Origin of the sequence: Duganella flavida (assembly GCF_009857445.1) — a bacterium.
In the GTDB taxonomy this organism is placed as follows: Bacteria; Pseudomonadota; Gammaproteobacteria; order Burkholderiales; family Burkholderiaceae_D; genus Rugamonas; species Rugamonas flavida.
Genome location: NZ_WWCN01000006.1, coordinates 282,910 through 300,659, shown reverse-complemented (window position 1 = coordinate 300,659; position 17,750 = coordinate 282,910). Strand labels below are relative to the sequence as shown.

The window sequence follows — 17,750 nt, the reverse complement described above, 5'->3', positions numbered from 1 at the left end:
CCAGATGGCACTGATTGCTCGCATCGCCCTGGTCGGCAGCCTGCTGTGGTGGTTGCCGCACGTGCAGGCCGCAGACCAGCCCGCCAGTACGGCGGCCGTGCCGCTGGACTGGGCCTTGCGCTTGCCTCCGCAGGAGGCAGTGCAATTCCGTGGCGTGGTGAATTACGACAAGGCAGGGCAGGGACCTGGCACCATGCTGTATCCGGCGCCGGGCCTGGTGGGGTTGCTGGCGGCGGTCGCCACGCATGGTGTGCTGGTCAGCTCCAGCCTGGAGCAAAAGCGCAGCGAGATTGAAATTGCCGCCGACAAGGTGCTCGATCCTTATCAGGATCTGCTGACAGGTTATACCCACAAAGAGCTCATGCAGGCGGCGCTGGAACTGACCGCACCCGGTCACGAAAAGCGCCTGTTGAGTGTTGCGGATCCCGCCAGCGGCGATTGGCTGGTCGAAAGCGTGCCGATGTTTTCCATGACGCAGGATCAGAGCGCGCTGGTGCTGGATAACACGGTGGCGGTGTATCGCCGCGGCACCGCTCCGCAATCGGGTTATCAAAGCAAAATCCGGGTGGTGTCGGCCAGTGTTGAGCACGACAATCTGTCGGCTTACTGGCATGCGGGGCGCCGCTTGCGTGAGGAAACGGCGGCCTTGCTGGCACAGTCGCTGGAGATCGCACTGACGGCGGCGACGGCAGCAGCGCCTGCCGCTGCCGCGCCGGCCAGCAGCTTCCGTACCGTGCGCTACCGCGAGGGCAAGCAGGAAGTAGTGGAGCGCGCTCAGGTCCTCAACGAGCAATGTGGCCGCTCGCTGATCAAGAATTTGCGCGGCTGGCTCATGTCCATCCCGACCCGTCAGACTGGTTGCGGGGCGAATTCCAGTGAGAGTGTGCTGAAGTAAGGCGCCGCATGCCATTGCTCGTGCAAGGCGAGGGCGCGGTCATACAGCGCCTCCTTGAGATTCATGGCCAGCAGGCTGAAGTCGAAGGGCGGCTTGTTGCGGGCAGTACAGGCCGCTGCTGCGCCGGCTAAAAACGCTTCTTCGTCGAAGGCGCCGGACCACAATTGCGCCTGCAGACCTTCCACTATCGCTTCCGCTTGCACCGCCTCCGTCTCCACATTCGGATTCGCCTTGTCGTGTACCGACTCCATTACGAACCGGGCATCTGCCCCGCGCGCCAGCAGGCTCAAAAAACCATGCCGTAGCGGCAGCGCCGACTCCACTACATAATGCACGAGATCATGCGGCAAAATACCCTGGCGCGGCATCAGTGCATCCGTGCAGCTGCCATTGTTGCGTACAAAGCGCAGCACGTCATACTTGTCGGTCTTCGAGCGTTTTTCAGCGATCAGTTTCATATATGGCAATTATATAATAACTAACTTTCATGAATGTAATAATTTTGTAGCCTTAATCATTTAGAATGGCGGCCAGCGGAAACGCTCCCTCCCTTCGCTCATCGCGGCGCTTCCTGCGCCGCCAGAGAAAGTAATAGCTATGAATAAGAAACGGCAATTTTTCCCCCGCCAGGTGGTGGAGGCCGGCGGCAATCGCTGGGACTGGGCGCTGCTGCCTATCGTGCTCGCGATCTTCGTGCTGATGGCCTATGGCAGCCAGCAAATGGCGCGCCCGTATGAACTCGGCCAGACGCTACCGATGACGCTGGATCCCTGGTATCTGCCGTACTACGTGCTGCGCACCACGCTGCGCATGTTCATCGCGCTTGGTGCGTCGGTGATTTTCAGCTGTGTGTTCGCGGCGCTGACCACCAAGTACCGCGTCGCCGAAAAGGTGATGGTGCCGATGCTCGACATCCTGCAATCGATCCCCATCCTTGGCTTCCTGTCGATTACGGTGACCGCGTTCATCGCGCTCTTCCCCGGCAACCTGCTGGGCGTGGAGTGCGCCGCCATCTTTGCGATCTTCACTTCGCAGGCATGGAATATGGCCTTTTCCGCGTATCAGGGTTTCCGTTCGGTGCCGCCTGAATTGTCGGAAGCGGCGCAGGTGTTCCAGCTGTCAGGCTGGCAGCGCTTCTGGCGCCTGGAGATGCCGTTCGCGATGCCTGGCCTGCTGTGGAATATGATGATGTCCATGTCCGGCGGCTGGTTCTTCGTGGTGGCGTCGGAAGCCATCGTGGTGTCGAACCAAACGATTAAATTGCCCGGCATGGGTTCCTACATCGCGCTGGCGATTGAACAGAGTAACCTGCAAGCCATCGGCTGGGCCATCTTCGCCATGCTGATCGCGGTGCTGGCTTACGACCAGCTGTTCTTCCGCCCACTGCTGGCATGGGCCGATAAATTCCGCTTCGAAGAAACCGGCAGTGATACCGCCCAGACTTCGTGGCTGCTGACATGGCTGCGCCGCACCGATCGCACGCAACAAATCGTTGAGTGGTTCGGCCACCAGTTGTCGCGCTCCATCGCCGTGTTCCGTTTGTCGCACGACGGCACCTCGATCCGCGCCCGTCGCGACCAGCCATCGCTGGTGCCGCAGCGCGTGTGGGATGCGGTGATTGCCGCCGTGGTGTTCTACGCGCTTTGGAGCCTGGTCCACTTCATCCGCACCGAAGTCGGTTGGGGCGAAGTAGGGCACGTGGTGGTGCTGGGCGTGTACACCATGATCCGTGTGGTGGTGCTGCTGGCGCTGGCCGCTGTGATCTGGGTGCCGGTCGGGATCTGGATCGGCATGAACCCGCGCTGGGCTTCGCGCACGCAGGCGGTGGCGCAGTTCCTGGCCGCCTTCCCGGCAAATCTCGTCTTCCCGGTGGCGGTGATCATCATCGTGCGCTACCACCTGAATCCGGACATCTGGCTGTCGCCGTTGATGATTCTCGGTACCCAGTGGTACCTGTTGTTTAACGTGATCGCCGGCGCCTCGACCATCCCGACCGAGCTGCGTCACGCGGCCAAGAACTTCGGTTTGACCGGTTGGCTGAAATGGCGCCGCTACCTGTTGCCGGCTATTTTCCCGAGCTTCGTAACGGGAGCGATCACCGCGTCGGGCGGCTCATGGAATGCCGCCATCGTGGCGGAAATCGTCAGCTGGGGACCGACCACATTGAAGGCGCACGGCATCGGCAGCTACATCGGCGAGATGACTGCCGCCGGCGACTTCCCGCGTATCGCGCTGGGTATCGGCATCATGTGTATTTTCGTGATGGGCTTTAACCACTTCGTCTGGCGCCGTTTGTACACCATGGCCGAAAGCCGGCTGCATTTCTAGGAACAGAATCATGAGCACTCCTATCGTTGAACTGAAAGCCGTCGGCAAACACTTCCGCAGCGCGGACGGCTCCGCGCGCTCGGTGCTGGAAGGCGTCGACTTCACGCTGCGCGAAGGCGAGATCGTCGCGCTGCTTGGCCAATCCGGCTCCGGCAAATCGACCATGTTGCGCATCATGGCGGGCCTGATCCAGGCCGATGAAGGCCAGGTGCTGTATCGCGGCATGCCGCTGTACGGCACCGCGCGCGGGATCCGCATGGTGTTCCAGTCGTTTGCGCTATTCCCGTGGCTGACGGTGCAAAAGAACGTTGAGCTGGGACTGGAAGCGCAAGGCATGCCGCCGGAAGAACGCGAGCGTCGCGCTGAAAAAGTGATCGACTTGATCGGCCTGTCCGGCTTTGAAGGCGCGCTGCCGCGCGAGCTGTCCGGCGGTATGCGCCAGCGTGTCGGCATCGCCCGCGCGCTGGTGATGGAGCCGGAAGTGCTGCTGATGGACGAAGCCTTCTCCGCGCTGGACGTGCTGACCGGCGAACGCCTGCGCGAAGAGATCCTGGAATTGTGGCAGTCGGGCCAGATCCCGACCAAAGCGATTCTGGTGGTCTCGCACAATATCGAAGAAGCGGTGATGATGGCTGATCGCGTGCTGATTTTCGCCAGCGACCCTGGCCGCGTGCGCGCCGAGCTGCCGATTTCGCTGCACCAGCCGCGCAAGGCGGAAAGCGCCGAAGTACGCCAGCTGATCGACAAAGTCTATGAACTGATGACCGCCAGCTCCGGCCGTCGTGGCGGCGGTGGAGGCTTGATCAGCGAGCGCGAAGTCAAGCTGCAACTGGGCGACCGCCTGCCGCAAGCGGACATCGCGCACATGGAAGGTATTCTGGAATTGCTGGCCGACGAACCGTTCCACGGCCGTGCCGACTTGCCGAAGATCGCCGAAGAGACGGAGCTGACCGACGCCGAGCTGCTGGAAGTGCTGAACGCCTTGCTGCTGCTGGGCTTTGCCTACCTGACCAACGGCGACATCCTGCTGACGGAACTGGGCGGCCGTTATGTGAAAGCCGATAACGCCGAGCGCCAGGACATCTTCGGCAAACAGCTGCTGGAACACGTGCCGCTGATCGCCTACATCTGCCATGGCCTGGAACAGGACAAATCAGGCGATCTGCCGGAAGACTTGTTCCTCAAGCTGCTGCGCTTCACGCTCAGCGAAGAAGAGGCCGAGCGCGCGCTGCGCGTGGCCATCGAGTGGGGCCGCTACGGCGACCTGTTCGAATACAACTTCAACACCGGCGTGATTCAGCGCTCCGAAGAGGACGAGGAAGAAGAAGGTTAAAGCTGGACGAACACGCGGCGCGCGGCGGCGATGGTTTCATCGATCACCGCGTCCGTGTGCTGCGCCGAGACGAAGCCTGCCTCGAACGCCGCCGGCGCAAAGTACACGCCTTCATCCAGCATGTGGTGGAAGAAGACGTTGAAGCGCTCGCGGTTCCCCGCCATCATTTCAGCGTAGTTGTTTGGCGGCGTCTCGCTGAAGTACAGGCCAAACATGCCACCTACTGCATCGGCGCAGAACGGAATGCCTGCATCCTTGGCCGCTGCCGTCAGGCCATCGGCCAGGCGTTTGGCCGAAGCGCTCAACTGATCGTAGAAGCCTGGCTGCTGGATCAGCTTCAAGGTGGTCATGCCCGCAGCCACTGCCACCGGGTTGCCCGACAGCGTACCGGCCTGGTACACCGCGCCCACTGGCGACATCTTGCTCATCAAAGCCGTGCTGCCGCCGAAGGCCGCCACCGGCAAACCGCCGCCAATGACTTTACCCAGCGCCGTCAGGTCTGGCTTGATGCCGTACAGTTCCTGCGCGCCGCCCAGCGCCACGCGGAAGCCGCACATTACCTCATCGAAGATGAGCAGTGCGCCGTGCTTGGTGCACAGGTCGCGCAGCGCTTGCAGGAACTCGCGGGTGCCTTTGATCAGGTTCATATTGCCGGCTACCGGCTCCACGATCACGCAGGCGATTTCGTCGCCGAAGTTGGCAAACGCCTCTTCGATCTGCGCTACGTTGTTATAGTCCAGCACCAGCGTGTGCTTGACGAAGTCCTCTGGTACGCCGGCCGACGTTGGATTGCCGAAGGTGAGCAGGCCGCTGCCCGCTTTCACCAGCAGCGAATCGGCGTGGCCGTGGTAGCAGCCTTCAAACTTGACGATCTTGTCGCGGCCCGTGGCGCCGCGCGCCAGACGCAGGGCGCTCATGGTGGCTTCGGTGCCCGACGATACCAGACGAACTTGCTCCAGCGACGGCACCAGGCGCACCAGTTCTTCCGCCATTTCGATCTCGCCTTCGGTCGGCGCGCCAAACGACAGGCCGCGCGTGGCCGCTTCCTGCACCGCTTTCAACACATCCGGGTGCGCGTGGCCGACAATCGCCGGGCCCCAGGAACCGATGTAATCGATATAACGCTTGCCATCCGCGTCCCAGAAGTACGGGCCTTCGGCGCGGGTGATGAAACGTGGCGTGCCGCCCACCGAACGGAAGGCGCGCACCGGCGAGTTGACGCCGCCCGGTGTGGTTTTCTGGGCGCGTTCAAACAGCTGATCGTTTTTGGAAATCGTGGTCATGATGGCATCTCAAAATGGAAAAATCGGTTCGGCACGAACTTACCCATGCCGTAGCGCTGCGCATGCGCCAGCGCGCCGACAGTGTACTCCTGCGCCGCCGCTACTGCTTCCGGCACCTCGGCGCCGCGCGCCATGAAGGCCGTCAGTGCTGCCGACAGGGTGTTGCCGGCGCCGATGAATGGTCCGGGCAGATGCTGCCAGGCGTCGTGGCTGATGACGCCATCGGCGCCGAACAGGGTGTTGGCCAGCGTGCCGTCGCCCTGGCTGCCGGACGTGGTGCCGGTCACCAGTACGAATTCGCAGCCCAAGGCCAGCAGGTGCTCGACGTCCGATTGCAGCATGTCTTCGCCTTCGCCTTCCGCTTCGGCTTCGTTGCTGTCACTCTCGTTTTCGGTCTCACGCCACGTCTCGGCCATGCGGCCCAGCTCTACCTGCGATAACATCACCAGTGTGGCCTGCGGCACCAGCAGCTGGCGGATGGCAGTCATCAGGTCTTCGGCGTCGTCGTCGGGCAGCGCAGGCAGGCGCGAACTGAATGGATCGAGGATCAGCGGCGCATCGGGATAATCGGACAGGATCTCGGCAATCGCCGCCACCTGCTCCAGATTGGTGATGGCGCCGACCTTGAACGCGGCCATGGTCATATCTTCCAGCACCAGGCGGGCCTGGTCGGCGACCCAGTCAGGATCGATGTCCTGCATATCCTCGACGTGGGCACTGTCGCCGATCAGCAACGCGGTGGTGACGGCCAGGCCGGTACAGGACAGGGCCGAAAAAGCCGCCAGGTCAGCCTGGACGCCGGTGGCGCCAGCCGGATCGGCAGCGCCGAAGCTCAATATAAGAGGAGAAGTTTGGTTTTGCACGGCGGGTAGATTAAGATACCTAATTCGGCATTTTACTAGATTGAGGGTGGCAAAACGTGAGTAGCAACGAAACAACGCAGGAGTTCCAGACCTGGATGTGCCTGATCTGCGGCTGGATTTACGATGAAGAAGCCGGCCTGCCGGACGAAGGCATCGCTCCGGGCACCCGCTGGGCCGACGTCCCGATGAACTGGAGCTGCCCTGAATGCGGCGCCCGCAAGGACGATTTTGAGATGGTAGCCATCTAATTGAGGCGCCCACCGGCCTTGCGACTATGACGACAACTGCTCTGAAAATCATGGTGATCGACGACAGCAGCACCATTCGTCGCTCGGCCGAGATCTTTTTGACCCAGGCCGGCTACCAGGTGGTGCTGGCTGAAGACGGCTTCGACGCCCTCGCCAAGATCAACGACCATCATCCGGCGCTGATCTTCTGCGACATTCTGATGCCGCGTCTCGATGGCTACCAAACCTGCGCCCTGATTAAAAAGAGTGCAAAATTCCATGCCACGCCAGTGTTGATGCTGTCCTCCAAGGATGGCTTGTTCGACCGTGCGCGTGGCAGCATGGTGGGCGCAGTCGCCTACCTGACCAAACCATTTACCAAGGACAGCCTGCTGACGGCGGTGCGCGAGCACACCGGCGGCGCTGTCGCTACACCAGAATAGAAAGCCGCAGGGGGATATATGGCCATACAAAGAATTCTCATCGTCGATGATTCGGCCACGGAGCGCTACTACCTGAGCGACATCCTGACCCGCAGCGGCTACACTGTGTCGGTCGCGGTCAGCGGCGAGGAAGCGCTGGAAAAGCTTAAGGCCGAAAAGCCGGAACTGATCCTGATGGACGTGGTGATGCCCGGTGCGAACGGCTTCCAGGTTACACGCTCGATCGCCCGCGATCCAGAACTGAAGGATGTGCCGATCATCATCTGCTCCAGCAAGAGCCAGGAAACGGACCGCATCTGGGCGCTGCGCCAGGGCGCCAAGGATTACCTGGTCAAGCCGGTCGATCCGGCCGAACTGCTGGCCAAGATCGCGGCCCTCGGCTAACCATGGCGACCGTCCCGGAACGCCGCAGCCGCCTGCGCCAATACCAGGTGCAGCTTTTGGAGCGCATGCAGGCCGCCAAGACTGGCGCGGCAGAGGGCGGGCGTGAACTGGGCGTGATGATCGGTGGGCGTTTATGCCTGCTGGACCTGACCCAGATCAGCGAGATCGTGCCGCTGCAGGCGACCACGCCGGTGCCGCTGACGCAGGACTGGTATCTGGGGTTGGCCAATATCCGCGGCCATTTGACCGGCGTGATTGATTTGGCGCGTTACCAGCAGCGCAGCGCAGGCGATGCGGCGCCCGCCGAGCGCCGCCTGATTACGTTTGCGCCGGGACTGGGATTCAACTGCGCGCTGCTGGTCGAGCGTGTACTTGGCCTGCGCAAGCTGGCCGAGATGGAAGCGGTGGCGGACGATGAATTCCGCGACAGCGAAGGACAACAATGGCTGCGCATCGATCTGGCGCAGCTGGTGCAGGAACCGCGTTTCGTGCAGGTAGGACTCGTATAGCGCATAGCAGGCAAACACTAATCCGGAGAGGGTGTATGGCTTTTAAGAGTATTTTCTCGCGCGGCAGCCGGAGTGCCGCACCAGATGCAGCAGCAAATTCAGAGTTTGGCGACTCGCAGTTCCTGCATACTGCCACAGCCGCCACCGGTGCTATGCCGCCTGCGCCGCCGGCAGAAGCGGATGAAAGCGACGCCCCGCTGCGCCTGCGCGATGCGCTGGGCCGCCGCCGCAGCACTTCCGAGCCAGTCGATACCGGCCCCGGTTTCAAACTGCCATTGATCGGCCACCTGCCGGCGCAGCGCCAATTGAGCGTGCTGTCCACCGCGTTGGCGGTCTCCCTGGGTCTGAGCGCGGTGTTCGTTGCGCTGAACACCATGCAGGGCGCCAACCGTTCGGCGCAAACCCAGGTTGCCAGCGATGCGCTGATGCACTCGCAGCGCATCGGCAAGGCCGCACCGAATGCGGTGCAAGGCAGCGCCGAGGGCTTTCGCCAACTGGAGGAAAGCCGTAAAGAACTCACTAACGACATCAAGCTGATGACCAGCGGCGGCCAGTATCAGGGCCGCTCGATCGGCGAGCCGCGCTCGAACATAGCCATTGTGGTGGCGGCCGCGCGCAAGCAGTGGACCGCAACCGATCTCGCAGCCGGTACCATTCTCACGCTCAAGTCGGACCTGAGCGGCATGGACAAGACGCTGCAAAAACTGAACGAGATGTCGCCTGACCTGCTGCTGCGCACCGAGGACATCATCAACCTCAAAGTGCAGCGCGGCGCCTCGGCACGCGAGATCGCGGCACTGGGCAAACTGACCATGCTGACGCAGCGCATGAACCGCAGCGCCGGTGAATTCCTCACCGCCGGCGGCATCAGCGCGGAGACGGCGTTCCAGCTGGGGCGCGACACCACGGTATTCCGCAACACCATCGACGGCTTCCTTAATGGCAGCCCGCAGCAAGGCCTGGGCGCAGTGCGCGAGCCGGACCTGCGGGTGAAGTTCACTGAACTGCAAAGCTCTTTCGAGGTGTATCAGAAGCTGGTAGCGGTGGTGCTGGAGAAGCTCGACAAATTCAACGCGGCCAAAGCGGCCGAACAGCTGATCTTCAATGACAACGAGGCGCTGCGCCAGCGTTTGGGCCTGCTGCAGCAGGTCTATCGCGAGAATCAGGATTCGCTCGATATCACCTTCTGGTTGATGGTGGCGGGCGGCATGCTGACGCTGGTGTCGGCGGCCGCCATCGGCCGTGTACTGCTGATGGATTCGAACAACCGCACGCGCGGCGCGGAACGCCGCCGTCAAGAGGCGGACGCCATGCGCCAGCAGGCGCAGACCAAGGAAGAAGAAGCCAAGTCGATGAACGATCAGAATCAGGCGGCGATTCTGCGCCTGATGAACGAGTTGCAGGAAGTGGCGGACGGCGACTTGACGGTGCAGGCCACGGTGTCCGAAGACATCACCGGCGCGATTGCGGATTCGGTCAACTACACGGTAGAAGAGTTGCGCGGTCTGGTGGGACGGGTGACGGCAACCGCAGAGCAGGTGACCAAGGCGTCCACCCATGCGCAAAGCATTTCCAGCGATTTGCTGGCGGCGTCGCAGCAGCAGTCGCGCGAGATCCAGGATGCGTCGTCCACCGTCGTCAAGATGGCCAACGAGATTACCGACGTATCGCGTTCGGCCAGCGAGTCGGCCGATGTGGCGCGGCAGTCGGTGGCGGCGGCGCGCCAAGGTTCGACGGCGGTGGAAAACGCCATCAAGGGCATGCACGAGATTCGCGAGCAGATTCAGGATACCTCCAAGCGCATCAAGCGGTTGGGCGAATCGTCGCAGGAGATTGGCGAGATCACCGAGCTGATTTCGGACATTACGGAACAGACCAACGTGCTGGCGCTGAACGCGGCGATCCAGGCTGCATCGGCCGGCGAGGCGGGGCGCGGCTTCTCGGTGGTGGCGGAAGAGGTGCAACGGCTGGCAGAGCGTTCGGCCGAAGCGGCCAAGCAGATTGGCGCGCTGGTGCGCACGATTCAGACCGATACGCACGACGCGGTGGCGGCGATGGAAAAATCGACGCAGGGCGTGGTGGAAGGTGCGCGCCTGTCCGACGCGGCGGGGGCGGCGCTGCATGATATTTCGCAGGTGTCCAACCGTTTGGCCGAGCTGATTTCCGGGATCTCGCTGGCGACCGGGCAGCAGGCGACGTCGGCGTCCGGCGTGGCGCACAACATCCAGCATATTCTTGCGGTGACCGAGCAGGCGCAGGACGGCACCCAGCAAACCGCACAATCGATTCACAAGTTATCGGTGCTGGCGCAGGAGTTGAAGAACTCCGTGGCGCGATTCCGCATCGCTTAAAGGCCGAGCATGACCACAACTGATTTTTCGACTCCTCAGCAACCGCCATTGGACACCGGCCCCTTGTCGTGGGTGATGGTGGAAATTCGCGAGTCGCTGGCACGTTCGCGCACTGCGCTGTTCGAGGCGGGCGGACGGGCGCCGGAAGATCAGGCCACGCAGCTGCAGCATGCGAAGTCGCATTTGCACCAGGCGCACGGCGCGCTGCAGATGGTGGACGTGGAGGGCGTGAGCCTGATGACCGAGGTGGCCGAGGCGGCGCTGGACCGCTTCAAGGCGGGCACGCTGAAGTGCAGCACTGATCATGCGGAGACGGTGGCGCAGCTGTATCAGGCGCTGGTGGAGTATCTGGAAGAGCTGCTGGAAGGTGCGTCGTCGCAGCCGGCAAAGCTGTTCCCGTACTACCGCGCGGTGCAGGAGATGATGGGCGTGGAGCGCATCCACCCGGCGGATTTGTTCTATCCCGATTTGTCGCAGCCAGTCGCCTTGCCGCTGGCTGCTGTCGCTGATGCTGACGATGCCGCCGATGCCACGCCCGCCGCGCCGGACTACGCGGCCTTCCGCCAACGCTTCGAGCGCGCGCTGCTGCCGTACCTGAAAGGCGCTGGCGATGCGGACGCACTGCTGGAGGCCATCAAGCTGGTGGCCGACGCGCAGCAGGATGGCCAGGCTCGCGCCTTCTGGCTCGCCATGCAGTCCTTCGCCGAACTGGTGGCCGATGGCCAGCAGCCCGGCGGCCTGTATGTCAAGCAGCTGTTTGGCCTCATCAACCTGCAAATCCGCCGCCTGAGCCAGGGCGAGGCCGCGCAGCCGGAAGCCATGCTGCGCGACGCGCTGTTCTTCATCGCCACCGCCGGCGCGGAATCCGCATCGCCAACAGTGCAGCAAGTGCGCAAGGCCTACGCGCTGGACGGCCTGGCGCCAAGCGATTACGCAACGCGCCGTTATGGCCAAATTGACGCCGAAGCGCTGGAACGCGCCAAAACCGGCATCGTGCAGGCTAAAGCCAATTGGGACCGCCTCGCCAACGCCGAAATCGATCCCGATTTGGACGCCGCTTTCGACTCCGCGTTGCACGACGTGGCTGGCGACACTGACAAACTGAATTTGCCAGCACTGGGCACCTTGCTGCGTCAGCTGGCAGATGTCGCGCGCAAAGCCGTATCGGCGGGCCGCAGCGAAGAACTGGCGCTGGAAATGGCCACCGCCTTGCTGTTCGCAGAACACGGCCTGCAGCATATCCGCCACCTGCCCGGCGATTTCGCTGCCCATGCCGACACCATCGGCGCACGCTTGCTGGCGCTGGTGTCCGGCGCAACGCCGCCCGAACCGGCGCAATGGCAAAAAGGCCTGGCGCGCCAGATGCAGCAGGACGACACCGTCGTTGCGCTGGCGATGGAAATGAAAACCGGCCTGCGCCAGGTGGAGAAGGTGCTGGACGATTACTACGCCGATCCGTCCAAGCGTCCGGCCTTGCTGGAGCTGGATCCGGTGCTGCACCAGCTGCAAGGCGCGCTGGCGGTGCTGGACCAGGACGACGCGATGCGCGCCGCGCAGCATGTAAAGTCGTCGGTGCAGGCCTTGGCGCATGGCGACGGCGATCCATCGCACGAGCCGAAGGTGTTGGATGACATCGCGCAGAACGTCGGCGCGCTGGGATTCTTTGTCGATATGCTGGCGCAGAATGCAGCCGGTGCGCGTGAGCGCTTTGCGTTCGATGCAGCGCATGGCACCTTCCGTTCGGTGCCGTTCAAGAAGATGGCGGCGTCGGATTCGATACCGGTGCTGGAAGAGCAGGTGCCTGCGCCCGCGCCGGTGGCGATGCCGGTGGAAGCGCCGCCGCCTGCATCCAGCGATGCAGCGGTGGAGGCGGAACTGCTGGAGATCTTCATCTCCGAGGCGCAGGAAGTGCTGGTGTTCGTTGGCGAGACCTTGCCGCTGGCGCGCACGGAGGAGCATCTGACCATACTGCGCCGTTCCTTCCACACGCTGAAGGGCAGTGGGCGCATGGTGGGCCTGAACCAGTTTGCCGACGCTGCTTATGCGATCGAGAAGGTGATGAACGTGTGGTTGGCCGATGCGCGCCCGGCCACGGATGCGCTGTATGAGCTGCTGAACGGCGCTTCGCAAGAAATGAGCGCCTGGGTAGCGGAGCTGGTCGCCAACGGTGTCTCGGCCCGCAATGCCGACGCCCTGATCGCCGCCGCCGCGCGCGTGCAAGACGGCAGCGAACCAGACCTCGCCCCATCCGCCACCGCTCCCACCGCCACCGAGCCTGCGCCGCCCGCAGCTGACGAGCCACCGCTCGACGTCGTCGACATCGAGCCCGCTTCGCTCGCCGCAGATGAGCCGCCTGCGGACGCACCGGCCTCACCGCCGCTCGTCGCCCAGGGAAATGTGATCGAATTCCCGACCATCGCGCCATCCGTCCCGCGCGACGACAACGTGAAACTGATCGGCGGCATGGAAATCCCCCTGCCGCTGTACAACATCTACCTGCACGAATCCGACGATCTGGTACGCAAGCTGGAAACCGACTTTGGCGAATGGCGCCACGAGCCGCGCCGTCCTGTGAATCCGGAAGCGCTGGCGGCGTCGCACACGCTGGCCGGCACCTCGGGCACGGTCGGCTTCAAATCCCTGCGCGAACTGGCGCTGGCGCTGGAAAGCACGCTGGAAGTGCTGCTGCCGCCCGCACCGCATCTGGATCAGGCGCAGCATGACCTGCTGGACTTCACCGTCCAGCGCATCCGCCAGATGCTGCAGGGCTTTGCTGCTGGCGAACTGTCGCCAGCGCAGCCGGAGTTGATCGGCGCACTGCATGGCCTGCGCGATGAGCTGATGGTGACGCCACCGGCAGCCAGCAACGAGATCGAGTCGCGTCTCGATGACCTGGTCGCCGAAACGATGGACGAACTGCATACGCCGCAGCCGGTGCAAGAATCGCAGGAATCGCCACTGGACCAGCTGTTCCGCGAAACCTACAACGCCATCAGCGGCACCGTGCCGGAGTCCGACGCGCCGAGCGCGCCGGCGTTGAAGAAAAAGCCGGAAGTGCATGTCGACGACGGCATCGACGATCTATTCAACGCCGCCTTCGACGACGCCTTCGCCGAGCCGCCACTAAAAATCGCCGAACCGCTCGCCCCCGCGCCCGCACCGGAGCCCGCGCCTGTCACCGAAGAGCTGCCGCCTATCGCTGCTGAACCGCTGTTGGAACCGGACGCCGAAATTATCGCGTTGGCGCCGGCCGAACCGGAAATCCTGGCCGCCGCTCCCGCCATCTTCCACGATGAACTGGACGCCGACCTGCTGCCGGTCTTCCTCGAAGAAGGCGCCGATCTGTTGCCGCAAGTGGGCGAGGCATTGCGCGCCTGGCAGCACACGCCAACCGACACCACGCACGCCCAAAGCCTGCTGCGCCTCCTGCACACCGTGAAGGGCAGCGCGCGCATGGCCGGCGCAATGCGCCTCGGCCAGCACTGCCACGAAATCGAAACCCACATCGAAAATATGGTGCACGCCGGCTCCGCCACGCCGCACGCTTTCGATGAACTACTGGCACACTACGACCATGCGCTGCTCCTGTTCGAACAGCTGCAGAACCCGAACGCACTGCAAGCCGCAGCCGTTACCGGCCCGGCCGGTAGCATCACCACGCCGACTGATGGCAGCAACGAAGCCGCGCCACTGACGCAAGGCAGCGGCGCTGGCGCAACGGCTGACGCGATGCCTGCCGCAGCCGCGCCGGTGGCCGCGCATCCGACCACCGGCGACGACGCGCAAGCCGGCGTCAAAGCCCCGCTGGTCCGCGTGCGCGCCGACATCCTTGATCGCCTGGTCACGCAAGCCGGTGAAGTCTCGATTTCGCGCTCCAAGCTTGAAAATGAAGTCGGCACCCTGCGCAACTCGCTGGCCGACTTCTCCGACAATCTCGCCCGCCTGCGCCGCCAGCTGCGCGAAGTCGAGATGCAAGCCGAATCGCAAATCGCCTCGCGCATGGCCGTCTCCAGCGAGCGCGAATTCGATCCGCTGGAATTTGACCGCTTCACGCGCCTGCAAGAACTCACCCGCATGATGGCCGAAAGCGTCAACGACGTCGCCAGCTTCCATGAAAGCCTGACCCGCAGCGTTGACAACGCCCACGGCGACCTGACGCAGCAAGCGCGCCTGACGCGCGACCTGCAGCGTGACCTGATGCGCGTGCGCATGGTGCCGTTTGCCAGCATCTCCGAACGCCTCTTCCGCGTCGCCCGCCAAAGCGCCAAGGACGTCGACAAGCGCGTCAACCTCGATATCCGTGGCAGCAACGTGGAAGTGGACCGCAGCGTGTTGGAACGCATGGCCGCGCCATTCGAGCACCTGCTGCGCAACGCCATCGCCCACGGCGTGGAAGCACGCGACGTTCGCAGCGCCGCCGGTAAAAACGAAACCGGCGAACTTCTGGTGCAGGTGGCGCAAGAAGGCAATGAAGTCGTCATTGCCTTCAGCGACGACGGCGGCGGCCTCGATCTGGAGCGCATCAAGGCCAAAGCCATCAGCGTCGGCCTGCTGGACCAGGACGAACCAGCCACCGACGCCCAAATCGCCGACCTGATTTTCGAACCCGGCTTCTCCACCGCCGAAGCGCTGACCGAGCTGTCTGGACGCGGCGTCGGCATGGACGTGGTGCAGTCGGAAGCGCAAGCACTGGGCGGTCGCGTGGACCTGCATTCGGTGCCCGGTCAAGGCACGCGCTTCACCATCCGACTGCCATTGACGCTGGCCGTCACGCAGGTAGTGGTGCTGGCTGCTGGTGGCAAGACCTACGCGCTGCCGGCCATCCTGGTCGAGCAAGTGCTGCAAATGAAAGAGCATGCGCTGGCCGAAGCGCGCAGCAATGGCATGCAGTACCTGCCTACCTTGCTGGGCGATCCGGCGCAGCCGCCGGTGCAGCGCTCATCGCCGGTGATGATGCTCAAGAACGGCAATGACAAACTGGCTTTGCAGGTGGACGAAGTGCTGGGCAACCGCGAGGTGGTGATCAAGAACATCGGCCCACAGCTGTCGCGGATGGTGGGCATTGCCGGCGCCACGGTGCTGGGCACTGGCGATATCGTGCTGATTTTGAATCCGGTGGCGCTGTCGCAGCACTTGGCACATCACCCGGAAGTGAAGGCGCAGTACGCGCAGGCGGCTGCCGACAGTCCTGCCGCGCCGGCGCAGCAAGGCCGCACCATCATGGTGGTGGACGATTCGCTGACCGTGCGCCGCGTGACCCAGCGCCTGCTGGAACGTGAAGGCTACCGCGTGCTGCTGGCCAAGGATGGCGTGGACGCGCTGGAACAGTTGCAGGAAATGCGGCCAGCCTTGATGCTGGTCGATATCGAGATGCCGCGCATGGACGGCTTCGACCTCACCCGAAACGTACGCGGTGACGAGCGTACGCGCGAGATCCCGATCATCATGATCACCTCACGCAGCGCGGATAAACACCGCAACGTCGCACTGGAGCTGGGCGTGAACGCCTACTTCGGCAAACCGTTCCAGGAAGACGTGCTGCTGGAGGCGATCATTGGCTTCCTTAAGCAGCAGGTTTCTTGACCACCTCGTAGCGCTCAAGCGTGAGCTTGCGCGCTTCGTCGTGCATCACGACAGGCGGCCAATAGTCTGGCGCCAGCATGCGTGGCGCCAGCCACGGCGCGTGGATCTCCTTCTTGCTTAGCTCCTTCAACTGCGGCAGGTAGCGACGGATGAATTTCCCTTCGCCGTCAAACTTCTCCGATTGTGTCACCGGGTTGAAGATACGGAAGTAGGGCTGCGCATCGCAACCGGAGGACGAAGCCCACTGCCAGCCGCCGTTGTTGGAGGCGAGGTCAAAGTCATTCAAATGCAGCGCGAAATATGCCTCGCCGCGACGCCAGTCGATGCCGAGGTCTTTGATCAGGAAGCACGCTGTCACCATGCGCAGGCGGTTATGCATATAGCCGGTCTGGTTCAATTGCAGCATGGCCGCATCCACCAGTGGATAGCCGGTGCGGCCTTCGCACCATGCGGCAAAGGCTTCGTCGGCCTCCGGCCCGGTTTCCCATTCGATGGCATCGTAGGCCGGCTTGAAGGAAGCGCCCACCACGTGCGGATGGTGGTAGAGGATCATGGCGTAGAACTCGCGCCAGATCAGTTCCGACAGCCACACGGCAGCGCCTTCGCCACCAACGCCGCGCTCCTGCAAATCCAGCACTGTGCGCACCATGTGGCGCACCGACAGCGTGCCAAAGCGGAAGTGGATCGACAAATACGACGGTCCCTTCACCGAAGGGAAATCGCGTGCCACGTTGTAATCGGAGATGCGCGTTAAAAAGTCTTCGAACAATTGTGCCGCGCCGGACATGCCGGTCGGGATTTTCAGCTCGGCCAGGTTGCTAGGCTCGAAGCCCAGATCGGCCAGCGTCGGCAGCGCCGGAGCGGGCGAGGGCGGTGGCGCCAGACGCGCCGCATGGGGCTCGATGTTGTACGGCGCCAGCACCGACAGGTCGGCCGCCAGCTTTTTCAACCACGCGTTTTTATACGGCGTGAACACCGAGAACACGCCGCCGGTCTGCGACAGCACTTCGCTGCGCTCGAAAATCACCTGGTCCTTGTAGCTGTAGAACTTGCGCCCGGCTGCTTGCAGGGCGCTGTCCACCGTGGCGTCGCGCGCCATCGCTTGCGGTTCATAATCGTGATTGCAGAACACGGCCTGCACGCCCAGTTCCGCCGCCAGCGCGGGGATCTGTTCGACCGGATCGCCATGCCGCACGATCAGGTGGCCGCCCAGTTGTTCCAGCTCCGCCGCTACCTCGGCGATGCTGGCGTGGATGAAGTCAACGCGGCGGTCGCGTCGCGGTAGCGTGTCAAGGATGGTTGTGTCGTAGATAAAAACACAATACACCTTTTCACTGGCCAGTAAGGCCTGCTGCAAGGCCACATGATCGAAAACGCGCAGGTCGCGGCGCAGCCAGACGAGGGAAGAAGTCAGTTTCATTCGGTTTGTATCAAGCTTGTGGGGGACGCAATCGTGGCTGTGCCCCCGTTTCAGTGTAAACTACGGGTAAAACAGAGTTGCTAGCCGCGCGATACTACAGTAATTGTCAGCAGCACAGAGAGAACACGCAC

13 protein-coding genes are annotated in these 17,750 nt (G+C 63.1%); 9 read left to right on the top strand and 4 right to left on the bottom strand.

Annotated features, from left to right (window positions below; translation table 11 throughout):
• The first annotated feature begins 4 nt into the window (after positions 1–4).
• Positions 5–895: a hypothetical protein gene (locus GTP46_RS12020; protein ID WP_161006853.1), complete on the top strand. Its 891-nt coding sequence runs from the start codon at positions 5–7 to the stop codon at positions 893–895.
• Here the strand turns inward: GTP46_RS12020 and GTP46_RS12015 are convergent.
• Positions 850–1,353, bottom strand: coding sequence for a hypothetical protein (locus tag GTP46_RS12015; protein ID WP_161006852.1), 504 nt, complete (start codon positions 1,351–1,353; stop codon positions 850–852). The genes GTP46_RS12020 and GTP46_RS12015 overlap by 46 nt on opposite strands.
• Positions 1,354–1,492: 139 nt before the next feature.
• Between GTP46_RS12015 and GTP46_RS12010 the strand changes: the two genes are divergently transcribed.
• Positions 1,493–3,223: an ABC transporter permease gene (locus GTP46_RS12010; protein WP_161006851.1), complete on the top strand. Its 1,731-nt coding sequence runs from the start codon at positions 1,493–1,495 to the stop codon at positions 3,221–3,223.
• Positions 3,224–3,233: 10 nt separating this feature from the next.
• A complete protein-coding gene (locus GTP46_RS12005; protein WP_161006850.1) occupies positions 3,234–4,556 on the top strand; it encodes an ABC transporter ATP-binding protein in 1,323 nt (440 codons plus the stop codon).
• On the opposite strand, the gene hemL is transcribed toward GTP46_RS12005, so the two are convergent.
• Together hemL and thiD are read right to left on the bottom strand one after the other, a co-directional pair.
• The gene (gene hemL / locus GTP46_RS12000; RefSeq protein ID WP_161006849.1) at positions 4,553–5,839 is read right to left on the bottom strand and encodes a glutamate-1-semialdehyde 2,1-aminomutase; all 1,287 of its coding nucleotides are present in this window, start codon (positions 5,837–5,839) and stop codon (positions 4,553–4,555) included. The two genes, GTP46_RS12005 and hemL, sit on opposite strands and share 4 nt — an antisense overlap.
• Complete coding sequence (gene thiD / locus GTP46_RS11995; protein WP_161006848.1) at positions 5,836–6,702, bottom strand: bifunctional hydroxymethylpyrimidine kinase/phosphomethylpyrimidine kinase; 867 nt, start codon at positions 6,700–6,702, stop codon at positions 5,836–5,838. Before thiD ends, hemL begins: the two co-directional genes overlap by 4 nt.
• A 95-nt stretch (positions 6,703–6,797) precedes the next feature.
• Between thiD and GTP46_RS11990 the strand changes: the two genes are divergently transcribed.
• From GTP46_RS11990 to GTP46_RS11965, 6 genes are read left to right on the top strand one after another with little or no spacing between them, the layout of a single operon-like run.
• The gene (locus tag GTP46_RS11990; RefSeq protein WP_092275808.1) at positions 6,798–6,950 is read left to right on the top strand and encodes a rubredoxin; all 153 of its coding nucleotides are present in this window, start codon (positions 6,798–6,800) and stop codon (positions 6,948–6,950) included.
• Between the two features lie 26 nt (positions 6,951–6,976).
• Complete coding sequence (locus GTP46_RS11985) at positions 6,977–7,372, top strand: response regulator (RefSeq protein ID WP_161006847.1); 396 nt, start codon at positions 6,977–6,979, stop codon at positions 7,370–7,372.
• A gap of 18 nt (positions 7,373–7,390) precedes the next feature.
• A complete protein-coding gene (locus GTP46_RS11980) occupies positions 7,391–7,756 on the top strand; it encodes a response regulator transcription factor (protein WP_092275802.1) in 366 nt (121 codons plus the stop codon).
• Positions 7,757–7,758: 2 nt separating this feature from the next.
• The gene (locus tag GTP46_RS11975; RefSeq protein WP_161006846.1) at positions 7,759–8,265 is read left to right on the top strand and encodes a chemotaxis protein CheW; all 507 of its coding nucleotides are present in this window, start codon (positions 7,759–7,761) and stop codon (positions 8,263–8,265) included.
• Between the two features lie 35 nt (positions 8,266–8,300).
• A complete protein-coding gene (locus GTP46_RS11970; protein ID WP_161006845.1) occupies positions 8,301–10,616 on the top strand; it encodes a methyl-accepting chemotaxis protein in 2,316 nt (771 codons plus the stop codon).
• 9 nt (positions 10,617–10,625) lie between these two features.
• Positions 10,626–16,199, top strand: a complete 5,574-nt coding sequence (locus GTP46_RS11965) for a hybrid sensor histidine kinase/response regulator (protein ID WP_161006844.1) — start codon at positions 10,626–10,628, stop codon at positions 16,197–16,199.
• On the opposite strand, the gene GTP46_RS11960 is transcribed toward GTP46_RS11965, so the two are convergent.
• Positions 16,180–17,619 (bottom strand): cryptochrome/photolyase family protein, encoded by a 1,440-nt coding sequence (locus tag GTP46_RS11960; RefSeq protein ID WP_161006843.1) that lies wholly within the window; start codon positions 17,617–17,619, stop codon positions 16,180–16,182. The genes GTP46_RS11965 and GTP46_RS11960 overlap by 20 nt on opposite strands.
• Between the last annotated feature and the right edge of the window lie 131 nt (positions 17,620–17,750).